The organism is Pedobacter sp. AC163 (assembly GCF_979258665.1).
The window spans coordinates 3789342-3801531 of record NZ_OZ409872.1; the positions used below are offsets into that span (position 1 = coordinate 3789342).

General features: G+C 37.5%; 9 protein-coding genes. 5 read left to right on the forward strand and 4 right to left on the reverse strand.

Annotated features, from left to right (window positions below; all coding sequences use genetic code 11):
- The first annotated feature begins 47 nt into the window (after window positions 1-47).
- The 4 genes from ACZZZK_RS16370 (at window position 48) to ACZZZK_RS16385 (ending at window position 6357) form a co-directional block, all read left to right on the forward strand.
- Window positions 48-1322, forward strand: a complete 1275-nt coding sequence (locus tag ACZZZK_RS16370) for a DASH family cryptochrome (protein ID WP_463485066.1) — start codon at window positions 48-50, stop codon at window positions 1320-1322.
- Between the two features lie 262 nt (window positions 1323-1584).
- Window positions 1585-4383, forward strand: coding sequence for a 2-oxoglutarate dehydrogenase E1 component (locus ACZZZK_RS16375; RefSeq protein ID WP_463485067.1), 2799 nt, complete (start codon window positions 1585-1587; stop codon window positions 4381-4383).
- 105 nt (window positions 4384-4488) lie between these two features.
- Window positions 4489-5718: a 2-oxoglutarate dehydrogenase complex dihydrolipoyllysine-residue succinyltransferase gene (odhB, locus tag ACZZZK_RS16380; RefSeq protein WP_056848445.1), complete on the forward strand. Its 1230-nt coding sequence runs from the start codon at window positions 4489-4491 to the stop codon at window positions 5716-5718.
- Window positions 5719-5997: 279 nt separating this feature from the next.
- Entirely contained in the window at window positions 5998-6357 is a 360-nt protein-coding gene (locus tag ACZZZK_RS16385; protein ID WP_463485068.1) for a ribosomal maturation YjgA family protein, read from the forward strand.
- Window positions 6358-6475: 118 nt separating this feature from the next.
- Here the strand turns inward: ACZZZK_RS16385 and ACZZZK_RS16390 are convergent, their stop codons facing one another.
- The 4 genes from ACZZZK_RS16390 to ileS form a co-directional block, all read right to left on the reverse strand.
- Window positions 6476-6994: a DUF4269 domain-containing protein gene (locus ACZZZK_RS16390; protein ID WP_463485069.1), complete on the reverse strand. Its 519-nt coding sequence runs from the start codon at window positions 6992-6994 to the stop codon at window positions 6476-6478.
- Window positions 6995-7129: 135 nt separating this feature from the next.
- Window positions 7130-7804, reverse strand: coding sequence for a lipoprotein signal peptidase (locus tag ACZZZK_RS16395; protein WP_463485070.1), 675 nt, complete (start codon window positions 7802-7804; stop codon window positions 7130-7132).
- Entirely contained in the window at window positions 7804-8187 is a 384-nt protein-coding gene (locus ACZZZK_RS16400; RefSeq protein WP_056087634.1) for a TraR/DksA family transcriptional regulator, read from the reverse strand. Before ACZZZK_RS16400 ends, ACZZZK_RS16395 begins: the two co-directional genes overlap by 1 nt.
- A gap of 30 nt (window positions 8188-8217) precedes the next feature.
- A complete protein-coding gene (ileS, locus tag ACZZZK_RS16405) occupies window positions 8218-11649 on the reverse strand; it encodes an isoleucine--tRNA ligase (protein WP_463485071.1) in 3432 nt (1143 codons plus the stop codon).
- A 268-nt stretch (window positions 11650-11917) separates the two neighbouring features.
- Between ileS and ACZZZK_RS16410 the strand changes: the two genes are divergently transcribed.
- On the forward strand, window positions 11918-12190 hold the full coding sequence (locus ACZZZK_RS16410) for an isoleucyl-tRNA synthetase (protein ID WP_463485072.1): 273 nt from the start codon (window positions 11918-11920) through the stop codon (window positions 12188-12190).

A 12190-nucleotide genomic window follows, 5' to 3' on the forward strand; every position in this document is an offset into this window, starting at 1 on the left:
AGATAAATTTGTGATTACGTTCTTAACACCCTTTTCGAAATATTAAGATGTCCAAAAAAATTTTAGTCTGGTTTAGAAATGATCTCCGTTTGCATGATAATGAAATGCTGGTGGAGGCTATTGCTAAGTCTGATTCGATTTTGCCAGTTTATATTTTAGATCACCGTCAATTTGGTGAAACTAAATATGACACACTTAAAACTGGCAACATTCGGGCTCAATTCATTTTAGAAAGTGTTTTAGGACTTCGCTCTTCACTAAAACAAATTGGTGGCAACCTTTTAATAGCTGAAGGAAACCCAGAGGACATCATTCCTCAATTGGTTCAGGAATATGAAATTACCGAAGTGTATCATCATCGCGAAGTAGCGAGAGAAGAAACCCATGTTTCTACTTTAGTAGAAAATGCCCTTTGGAAATTACGTGTCAACCTGAAACATTTCATCGGCCATACTTTATATAATAAAGAAGATCTTCCTTTTCCAATCAAAGATATTCCCGATGCTTTTAATCAATTCAAAAAGAAAATTGAACGTGACTCGATTATTAAGCCGTGTATACCAGCGCCAGATCGGATCAATGTTGCCGAAGTTATCGATTGGGGAACACTTTTATCATTAGAAGAACTGAATCTGCTTCCACAAGAGAAAGATCAACGTGCTGATTTTGAGTTTGCCGGTGGCGAAGCTGAAGGATTAGCGCATCTTCAAAAAGTGACTGTGGCTATGCAACAAGCTGCTACTTCTAAAAACTTAATTCTTGCTTCAAAGCTTTCCGCATGGCTGGCCATGGGTTGTTTATCACCTAGAAAGGTATATTGGGAAATAAAAAAAATGGAAGGAATGCCCAATACAAAAGCCATGTTCAATCATGTTTTGTTAGGATTACTTTGGCGGGATTATTTCCGTTTTATGTTCAAAAAATACGGTAACACCTTCTTTAACCCGAATGGTTTTGGTAGCCAGGGTTTAGTTGATGTTGAAAATGAACAGGAGAATTTTACGAAATGGAAAAACGGTCAGACTGGTTTTGCAGTTGTTGATGCAGTGATGACAGAGCTTAACCAGACTGGATTTATTTCAAATATTGCACGACAAACAGCCGCACTTTATTTAATAAATAATTTAGAAGTGAGCTGGGTTTTTGGTGCGGCATATTTTGAAGAGAAACTAATCGATTATAATCCTGCGAGTAATTGGGGCAATTGGGCAAATGTTGCCGGCGTTGGAAACGATCAAAAATCGAAAAGCGTTTTTGATCTCGATAAAAACATCAAAAATCTTGATCCGAAAGGGAATTATGCTTTAACCTGGGCCTCGTAGCTAATTATGCATTTTGAAGCATTGTTTTCCAATCGAATTATTTTATCATTCCTTCATTTCGCTAATTCTCTCATTCACTAATTAATTATTGGCTTGCCTTTTGCTTAACCATGAGCAGTAATTATTTTAATTCCTTGCGATATAAATTCGCCTGAAAGTCAGAATGTTTCTAAATATATTTTTTTGTGCAATTAATCCAGTTTTTTACCATTTATATAAGGTAAAATTCTAATTTTGTAATGCTTATAGTAAACAGTAAATAATGGGTAGTTTATCATATCTTAGTGGCGAAAACGCCGAATATATAGATTCTTTATATCAGTCGTATCAGCAAGATCCTGAATCAGTTGAGTTTGGTTGGCAAAAGTTTTTTGAGGGTTTTGATTTCGGAAGAGGTTCTGAAGCCCCAACGGTTACAGCCGAAACTCCGGAACAATTTTTAAAAGAAGTTAGTGTTTTAAATTTGATTGATGGTTACAGAACCCGCGGTCACTTGTTTACACATACCAATCCTGTTCGCGAAAGACGCAAACACCAACCTACATTAGACCTTGCAAATTTCGGTTTATCTGATGCAGATTTAGAAACGGTTTTTAACTCAGGTGTTGAAATTGGTATCGGTGCTGCCAAACTGAAAGATATTGTTGCTTTCTTAAAACAGACTTATACAAGCTCAATCGGAGCAGAATATAAATTTTTACGTACGCCTGAAGTGTTGAACTGGATTCAACAGAAAATGGAAAGTGCACGTAATACGCCTAATTTTTCAATTGACGAAAAAAAACGCATTCTTAGAAAATTAAATGAAGCAGTAAGTTTCGAGAATTTCTTAGGTACAAAATTTTTAGGTCAGAAACGTTTCTCTTTAGAAGGTGCAGAGGCTTTGATTCCAGCATTAGATTCGGTAATCGAAAAAGGTGCTGAATTAGGAATTGAGGAGTTTGTAATCGGTATGGCGCACCGCGGTCGTTTGAACGTGCTGGCTAATATTATGCAAAAAACTTATAAAGATATTTTTGCTGAATTTGAAGGCAAAAGCTACAACCCAGAAACTCCTTTTGGTGGCGATGTAAAATATCACTTAGGTTATTCTACTGATGTAACTACGGTTGCAGGCAAAAGCGTTCACTTAAGTCTTTGCCCAAATCCATCTCACTTAGAAACTGTAGATGGTGTTGTAGAAGGCATGAGTCGTTCGAAAATCGATTTCAAATACGGTGGCGATAACTCTCGTTTAGCACCGATTTTGATTCACGGAGATGCTTCAGTTGCCGGTCAGGGTATTGTTTACGAAGTAATTCAAATGGCAGGCCTTGAAGGTTATAAAACCGGTGGAACCATCCATCTGGTGATTAATAACCAAATCGGTTTTACCACAAATTATAAAGATGCCCGTACAAGTACTTACTGTACCGACATTGCAAAAGTTACTTTATCGCCAGTTTTCCATGTAAATGGAGATGATCCTGAAGCTTTGGTTTATGCAATTAACCTGGCAATGGAATATCGTCAGAAATATAAAAATGATGTTTTTATCGATATTTTATGTTATCGTCGTTTCGGTCACAATGAATCTGATGAGCCGAAATTCACACAACCGTTACTTTACAAAACAATTGAAAAACACCCTAATCCAAGGGAAATTTATATCGAGCAACTTACTAAAGAAGGCAAGTTAGAAGCGGGTTTAGCGAAAGAATTGGAAAAAGATTTCCGTGGTATTTTGCAGGAACGCTTAAACGAAGCGAAAGAATATGTTGCTGGAAACGCTGAGATCAAATTTGGTGGTGCCTGGGCCGATTTACGTATGGCTACTCCTAAAGATTTCTTAACATCGCCGGTTACGGCAGTTAAAAAATCTACCTTGCTAGAAATTGGGAAGCGCATTACCACTTTACCATCAAATAAAAAGTTCTTCAAAAAAATTGAAAAATTATTTTCGGAACGGACCAAAATGGTTAACGAAACTAATATTTTCGATTGGGCAATGGGCGAGCAGTTGGCTTATGGTACTTTGTTATCAGAAGGCAAACGGGTTCGTTTAAGTGGTCAGGATGTTGAGCGTGGTACTTTCTCACACCGTCATGCGGTTTTAACATTGGAAGATAGCGAAGAAGAATATGTACCATTAGCTAATATTTCAGATCAGCAGGCAACATTTGATATTTACAATTCACACTTATCAGAATATGGTGTATTAGGATTTGAATATGGTTATGCTATGGCCAATCCGAATGCATTAACCATTTGGGAAGCACAGTTTGGAGATTTCTTTAACGGAGCACAAATTGTTGTCGATCAATATATCGCCAGTGCGGAAACAAAATGGCAACGCGAAAACGGTTTGGTAATGTTATTGCCTCATGGTTATGAAGGTCAGGGACCAGAACACTCTTCGGCACGTATCGAACGTTTTATGGAGCTTTGTGCAGATTATAATATGCAAGTAGCAAATTGTACAACACCTGCAAACTTCTTCCACGTTTTACGCCGCCAGTTTAAACGCGATTTCCGTAAACCATTAGTTGTATTTACACCTAAGAGTTTGTTACGTCACCCTGCTTGTGTATCGAAACTTGAGGAATTTACAGAGGGCGGTTTTAAAGAAGTAATAGATGATGTAAACGTTAAAGTTGCGGAGGTAACCAGAATCGTTTTCTGTAGTGGAAAAATCTATTACGAATTATTAGAAAAACAACAGGCTGATCAGGTTAAACATGTGGCAATAGTTCGTGTAGAACAATTATATCCTACACCTATTGATCAAATGGAAGCTATTAAGAAAAAATATAAAAATGCCAATGAAATTTTCTGGGTTCAGGAAGAACCAGAGAACATGGGTGCCTGGCCATATTTATTCCGCAGATTATATAAAACTGAATTGAAAGGTATTGATGTAATTTCTAGAAAAGAAAGTAGCAGTACTGCAACAGGTTTTGCTAAACAACATGCCAACCAGCAGGCTTATATTTTAGCTAAAGCTTTAGAACTTCCGATTAAAAAAGAAGAAGTTAAAGAAGCGGCAAAAAAAGCGAGCAAAAAGATGGCAGAAGCCGATTAATTTGAGGTAAAGGATTGCAGGGTTTAACGTAGAGGGTTTAGCATCTAAAACATTTCAACTTTGCAATCTTAAACATATAACAACAAAAATTACAATTTTAAAAATATGAGTTTAGAGATAAAGGTTCCACCAGTTGGTGAGTCGATAACCGAAGTTGTTTTATCACGTTGGATAAAAAACGATGGCGATGTTGTTGAAATGGATGAAGTTATTGCTGAATTAGAATCAGACAAGGCTACTTTCGAATTAACCGCAGAACAAGCTGGAACTTTAAAAACCATAGCTGCTGAAGGCGATACTTTAGCTATTGGCGCAGTAGTTTGTAAAATTGAAGATGGTGGCGCAGCTCCTGCGAAGGCAGAGGCTCCAAAAGCAGAAGATAAAGCCGTTGTAGCTGAAGATAAAACATCAGCACCTGTTGCTGAGAAAGCATCTGGCGAGAGCTATGCTACTGGAACCCCGTCTCCTGCAGCTGGAAAAATTCTTGCTGAAAAAGGTATTGATGCTGGTGCTGTTAAAGGTACAGGTGTTGATGGTCGCATTACCAAAGATGATGCTGTAAAAGCAGAAGCTGGTAAAAAACCAGAGGCTCCTAAAGCTAGTGCCCCTGTTGCAGCTGCAGCTCCGGCAGGCGCTCGTGACGAACGTCGTGAGAAGATGTCGCCACTGCGTAAAACAGTAGCGAAACGCTTGGTTTCGGTTAAAAATGAAACTGCAATGTTAACCACTTTCAACGAGGTTAATATGAAGCCGATTATGGATCTACGCGGAAAATATAAAGATTCCTTTAAAGAAAAATATGGTGTAGGTTTAGGTTTCATGAGCTTTTTTACCAAAGCGGTTACAGAAGCGCTGAAAGATTTTCCAGCAGTTAATGCTCGCATTGATGGTGAAGAAATTGTTTATAATAACTTCGCTGATGTTTCTATAGCAGTTTCAGCGCCGAAAGGTTTAGTTGTTCCTGTAATTCGTAATGCTGAAAGTATGAGCTTAGCAGAGATTGAAAAATCTGTTTTAGCTTTAGCACTCAAAGCCCGCGATGGCAAATTAACGATCGAAGAAATGACAGGTGGAACTTTCACCATTACTAATGGTGGTGTATTTGGTTCAATGATGTCTACACCAATCATCAACGCACCACAATCTGCAATTTTAGGTATGCACAACATTATTGAGCGCCCTATTGCCGAAAAAGGTGAGGTGGTTATTCGTCCGATGATGTACGTTGCTTTATCATACGATCACAGAATTATTGACGGACGTGAGTCTGTTGGTTTCTTAGTTCGTGTTAAACAATTATTAGAAGATCCAGCGAGATTGTTGTTAGGCGTTTAAATCGCTAATATTATTCTTTTAAAATATAAAGCCTTGACATTTTGTTGAGGCTTTTTTGATTTCCAACAAATTCGTCATTGTGAGGCACGAAGCATTGATTATAATACTTTTGTTAGCCGTCTCGTCATGCTGAATTTAGTTCAGCATCTTTAATGCTAAGCCGCTTTGCCCTTAAGACCCTGAAATAAATTCAGGGTGACGACCGTTTATGTATGATGGCAAATGAGGTTTCTTAACAGGAGGGTTGTTAATGAATTAATGTAATCGATATATTTGAAAATGCATTTAACGTTCAATCTGAAATTCCTGCTCATATTCATCGGAATATTTATTGTCGAAATTTTAATTGCAAAATACTTGCACGACGCTTACATACGGCCTTTCGGTGGCGATGTATTGGTGGTAGTTTTGATCTATGCTTTCCTGATGATATTTCTCAAAACAAACTATAAGAAGCTTGCTTTAGGTGTGTTAATTTTCTCTTTCGTTATCGAATTCTTGCAACTCTTTCATTATGTAAATTGGTTGGGCTTACAGGATAACAAGTTTTGGAGTGTAGTATTAGGAACTTATTTTAGCGTGTATGATTTGCTCGCTTACTTTGTTGGTTACTTGATTTGTTTGTTGTTTGGGGATTGAGGTTATTGATTTGGTCGTCATTTAGACCGCAGTGGAGAAATCTTTTAATACGCAAGCTTCATTAGAAGGATTTCTCCATTCCGCCGTGCTTCAGTCGAAATGACGAATAGGGGAGTAACTATATCTCCAACTTCAAAAGTTCCTCATAAGCATCTCCTTTTAGCGCTAACAATTTAGCAAATGCAGGTTCTGTTTTGTAACCCTGTCTTTTTAATTCAATAATTCGGGTTCTAAAATCCTCCCCTAGTTCTTGAAGTATTTTATGCTCAACGAGCATATGGCGATAAGCATTTTGTAGTTCGGTAGGAATATTTTGACCAAAAATTTCAAATTCAAAATCATTAATAAAGAAGTTTGCTTTCACTGACTGTAGCTTCTGATTTTCAGAAATGATGAAGCCTTTCATATAATGAAAATGATGCACCAACTTCTTCCTAAATTCTTCTCTATCCTTAGCATAACAAATGATATCTAAATCGCTTTTCTCTATGTCGATGTTGATAGGAATCGTGCCAACCAAAATCGGATTGTATTGAGCAAGCTTTTCCAAAATGGCATGATCAGTTATAACCTGATAGGCTTTTTGCTGCTTGTCGTTTCCAAGTTTCAGGTAAGATATATCAAGAAAGTTTATCATTTTTAATCAGCGCTTTGCTACTCATAACGGGGCATTGGACAAAAAAGCCCATCTCAATTAAGAAATGGGCTTATAAATATTTAAAGTTATCAACTTTAATAGCGCTATCGCTAAAAAGTTGACGACTTTGAAATACTAATCTTCAACAATCTCACTATTAATCCCCACTTCATCTTTAACATCTTCTTTAAAGTAGTTTTTCTGGAAGATAAGGATCAGTATTACCCCGACTGAAATTGCAGCATCAGCAAGGTTAAAAACGGGTCTGAAAAATACAAATTCATCACCGCCCCAAATAGGTATCCAGCTTGGAAAATGACCTGTTAATAGAGGAAAGTAAAACATATCTACAACATTTCCGTGAAGAAACGAAGAATATCCATCGGATGAAAATTTAGCGAGACCTTCGTATCTGGAGTAATCATTAAATGAAGCATTGTAAACCATTCCTTTATCGAATATTGCGCCATAAAATACACAATCGATAATGTTGCCCAATGCGCCAACGAAAATTAAGGAGACGTTTAATATCAATCCTCTATGATACTTTTTCTTGATCAGATAATGTAAGCCGTAACCGATTCCGCCAACGGCAATAATTCTAAAGATTGATAAAGCTAATTTACCGAATTCGCCACCAAACTCCATTCCGAATGCCATTCCAGGATTTTCAGTAAAATGCAAGCCAGATTTTCCAAAAAATATAATCTCCTGGCCAATCTCCATATTGGTTTTTACCCAAATTTTAAGCGCTTGGTCAGCAAGTAAAACTAAAAAGATAACTAATAAAGGTTTTGTATAGCCTTTCATTAACTTTGCTTTAATTTAGCTTCCATGCTTAAAGTAGCATGTGGAACCGCACGTAAACGTTCTTTCTGAATTAATTTCCCAGTCTCGCGGCAAATGCCATAAGTTTTGTTTTCGATACGCACCAATGCATTCTCCAAATTGTCGATAAATTTTTTCTGGCGGGCAGCTAATTGATTGATTTGCTCTTTTTCCATGGTTGCCGAACCATCTTCTAAAGTTTTGTAAGCACCTGAAGTATCTTCCGTTCCATTAGCGTTAGGGTTACTTAATGATGATGTTAATGCATTAAGTTCTTCTTTCGCAATGCGTAATTTATCTTGAATCAGTTCTTTAAATTCTTGAAGTTCACTGTCTGAGTAGCGTGTTTTGTTACTGTTTTCCATTTTTTTAATTTAGTTTTCTAAGATATGGATTTATATTTTAGTTACTGAAATGCTTAGTTCAACATCGTCTATAGTGATTTTGTTTGAGCTAAACGCTCCATCTGTTAATTCTAATTCGTCGGCTAAAATTTCTGCGCAAATGTAGGCCTTGTTTTTTGCAACTGCTGCTCTAACCAGGTTATCATTTTGTAAAGCCACTTTAATCCTATCTGTCACTTCAAAATTTAATTCTTTACGTAAATTTTGAATTCTGTTCACCAGCTCACGGGAAATTCCTTCTTGTTTTAATTCTTCAGAAATAGTTACATCCAAAGCAACCGTTAAGCTACCTAAATTAGTCACCTGCCATCCTGGAATATCTTCTGCAATGATTTCAACATCTAAAAGTTGTACATCGTATGAAATACTGTCACCGAGTTTAAAGTCAGTTGAGATATTTATTTGTCCTTCTTTTTCTAAAGTGAAAATATCCTCCTGACTGAAATTGTTGATTGCATCTGCAACGGCTTTCATGCTTTTACCCACTTTCGCACCTAAAACCTTAAAGTTCGGTTTAACTTTTTTCTTTACAATGCCATGTGTATCAGTGATAAATTCGATATGTTTAACATTGGTTTCTGAAAGGATATAATCAGCAACTTTCGAAATTTTTTGCTCAAAATCACTACTTAAAGAAGGGATTAAGATTTTTTCTAAAGGCTGACGAACATTGATGCTCGACTTTTTACGCAATGATAAAACCATCGAAGAAATATCCTGAGCATAAACCATGCGCTCATTTAAATCTGTATCGATTAAGCTTTCGTCTGCTGGTGTCCACAATGTTAAGTGAACAGATTGTTCGGCATTTTTATCGTTGATACTTAAGTTTCTGTACAACCAATCGGCAAAGAAAGGTGCTACCGGACTCATCAGCTGTGCTAAAGTTTCTAAACACGTGTAAAGCGTTTCATAAGCGGCACGTTTGTCATCAGTCATTTCACCCTTCCAAAAACGGCGTCGACTTAATCTGATGTACCAGTTACTTAGGTGTTCATCAACAAAAGCCTGGATAGCACGGGTAGCTTTAGTAGGTTCGTAGGCATTGTAAGCCTCATCCACTTCATTGATTAAGGTTTGCAGCAACGATAAAATCCACCGGTCTAACTCCGTTCTATCTGCCACATTGCTTAAATTGTTTTTGTCGATTTCGAACTTATCGATATTAGCGTATAAAGCAAAAAAAGCGTAAGTGTTGTAAAGTGTTCCAAAGAATTTACGGCGAACTTCTGCAATTCCTTCGATATCAAATTTTAAATTATCCCAAGGGTTTGCGTTCGAAATCATGTACCAACGCGTAGCATCAGCACCATATTCGTTAATAGTTTGGAAAGGATCAGCAGCATTGCCCAAACGTTTAGACATTTTCTGCCCGTTTTTATCCAATACCAAGCCATTTGAAACTACATTTTTGTAGGCTACCTTATCAAAAACCAATGTAGAAATGGCATGTAAAGTATAAAACCAACCACGGGTTTGGTCTACACCTTCGGCAATGAAATCTGCCGGAAAATCTTCGTTTCCATCAATGCTTTCTTTGTTTTCGAAAGGGTAGTGCCACTGTGCATAAGGCATAGCACCAGAATCGAACCAAACATCAATTAAATCACTTTCACGAGTCATTGGTTTGCCTGATGGAGATACCAAAGTAATTTGATCCACTACATTTTTATGCAAGTCGATCAGGTTGTAGTTCTCTTCAGACATGTTGCCAACCTCGAAACCTTTAAACGGATTTTCTTTTTGAAAACCTGCTGCGATTGATTTTTCGATGGCGTTATAAAGCTCTTCAACAGAGCCAATTAAAACTTCTTCTTTTTTATCCTCTGTTCTCCAGATTGGCAAAGGAATTCCCCAATATCTCGAACGCGATAAATTCCAATCGTTGGCATTTTTTAACCAATTGCCAAAACGACCTTCACCTGTAGATTTTGGTTTCCAGTTGATGGTTTCGTTGAGGTCGAACATTCTGTCTTTAACATCAGTAACCTTGATGAACCAAGAGTCTAGAGGATAATATAAAAGTGGTTCGTCAGTTCTCCAGCTATGTGGGTAACTGTGGACATATTTTTCTACTTTGAAGGCCTTATTTTCTTCCTTTAATAAAATTGCAATTTCTACATCAACAGATTTTTCAGGTGCTGTGCCAGAATCGTAATATTCATTCTTTACATATTTGCCAGCGAAAGGGCCTACATGCTTAGTGAATTTTCCTTGCAAATCTACCAACGGAACAAGGATGTCATTATCATCCATCACCAACATTGGTGGAATTTCTGGAACAGCTTCTTTGGCAACTTTAGCATCATCAGCACCAAACGTTGGTGCGGTGTGTACAATACCGGTACCGTCTTCTGTAGTTACAAAATCGCCAGAAATTACGCGGAAAGCATTTTCAGGATTATTATATGGTAAAGCATAAGTTAAAAGTTGTTCGTACCTAATGCCAACCAGTTCGGTTCCTTTGCATTCGGCAAGGATTTGGTAAGGAATTTTTCCTGCCTTGCCGGTAGGCAGGTTATCACCAGCTTTGAAATTAGCAAAATCTTCAGCTTCGTTACTTTCAAAAAAACCTTTACCAAACTGTTTCCCAACCAGGCTTTTCGCCAAAATTACATTTGTTGGCAAGAAAGTATACTGGTTAAAAGTTTTAACTAAAACATAGTCAATTTTCGGTCCGACAGTTAGCGCCGTGTTCGATGGTAAAGTCCACGGAGTTGTGGTCCAAGCCAACAAATAGATATCTCCAGCTTCTTTCAAAAAGGAAGGCAAAGTATCAGGTAAAGCCTTGAATTGCGCAACAATTGTGGTATCAGTTACATCGCGGTAAGCACCTGGTTGGTTTACCTCGTGCGAACTTAAGCCTGTTCCTGCTTTTGGAGAATAGGGTTGGATGGTGTAGCCTTTGTAAATTAATCCTTTATCGTAAATCTGCTTTAAAAGCCACCAAACCGATTCCATGTATTTCGATTTGTATGTAATGTATGGATCGTCCATATCTACCCAATAGCCCATTTTTTCAGTCAAGTCGTTCCACACATCAGTGTAACGCATCACTGTTTTTTTACAGGCTTCATTATAATCTTCAATAGAGATCGTTCTGCCGATATCTTCTTTAGTAATGCCTAATTCTTTTTCGGTGCCAAGCTCAACGGGTAAGCCATGTGTATCCCAACCCGCTTTTCTTTTAACCTGATAACCTTTAATTGTTTTGTAGCGGCAAAAAATATCCTTAATAGCACGAGCCATTACGTGGTGAATGCCCGGCATGCCATTAGCAGACGGCGGTCCCTCGTAAAAAGTAAACGGATTAGATTTCGGACGAGACGAAATGCTCTTTTCAAAGATGTTTTCTTCTTTCCAAAAATCCAGTATTTCTTGCCCTATTTTGGCAAGGTCCAATTGTTTAAATTCGCTATACATCAATTAAGTACCTCAAAAAATTAAGGATGCAAAGTTAAAAAAATTGGCTGAATTTTGGTAGTTTTGATGTAAATACTTTTAATGTGAAATTATTTAATTTCGGGCTTTCGTTGATGATTATGGCTGTAATTGCACTGCCTATTGTTGCCATTATCAGTCCTGCCAACCGGGATTTTATGTTGTTCGCATTTTATTTCTGTGGCCTGCTCGAACTTATTGGACTCATCTTTGTTTTAGTCCATATTATCCAAAACAAAAGAAACTCCCCATGATCAAGCTCCTGAAATTACAAAAAGCCGTTTTAGTTCTTATTCTTGGTGTATTGTCATTTGTCGCTTACCGAATTTTGAGTGCGAATGAAGTAAGCTGGGCTCGCTATTTTCAAATCCTTGCCGGCATACTGGTAATGGTTGGTGCATTATGGATGTTATATCCGGTATTGTTTGCAAAGCAGGACAAAGACGGGAACGCAGAAATTATTACCGACCCGACGGTGGAAGTTCCTGTTGATGATGAGGAGGAAAAAACTGTAAAGGAGTAG

Coding starts and splice junctions, on each gene's coding strand:
- ACZZZK_RS16370 (WP_463485066.1), top strand. CDS start 48: ATGTCCAAAAAAATTTTAGTCTGGTTTAGAAATGATCTCCGTTTGCAT.
- ACZZZK_RS16375 (WP_463485067.1), top strand. CDS start 1,585: ATGGGTAGTTTATCATATCTTAGTGGCGAAAACGCCGAATATATAGAT.
- odhB (WP_056848445.1), top strand. CDS start 4,489: ATGAGTTTAGAGATAAAGGTTCCACCAGTTGGTGAGTCGATAACCGAA.
- ACZZZK_RS16385 (WP_463485068.1), top strand. CDS start 5,998: ATGCATTTAACGTTCAATCTGAAATTCCTGCTCATATTCATCGGAATA.
- ACZZZK_RS16390 (WP_463485069.1), bottom strand. CDS start 6,994: ATGATAAACTTTCTTGATATATCTTACCTGAAACTTGGAAACGACAAG.
- ACZZZK_RS16395 (WP_463485070.1), bottom strand. CDS start 7,804: ATGAAAGGCTATACAAAACCTTTATTAGTTATCTTTTTAGTTTTACTT.
- ACZZZK_RS16400 (WP_056087634.1), bottom strand. CDS start 8,187: ATGGAAAACAGTAACAAAACACGCTACTCAGACAGTGAACTTCAAGAA.
- ileS (WP_463485071.1), bottom strand. CDS start 11,649: ATGTATAGCGAATTTAAACAATTGGACCTTGCCAAAATAGGGCAAGAA.
- ACZZZK_RS16410 (WP_463485072.1), top strand. CDS start 11,918: ATGATCAAGCTCCTGAAATTACAAAAAGCCGTTTTAGTTCTTATTCTT.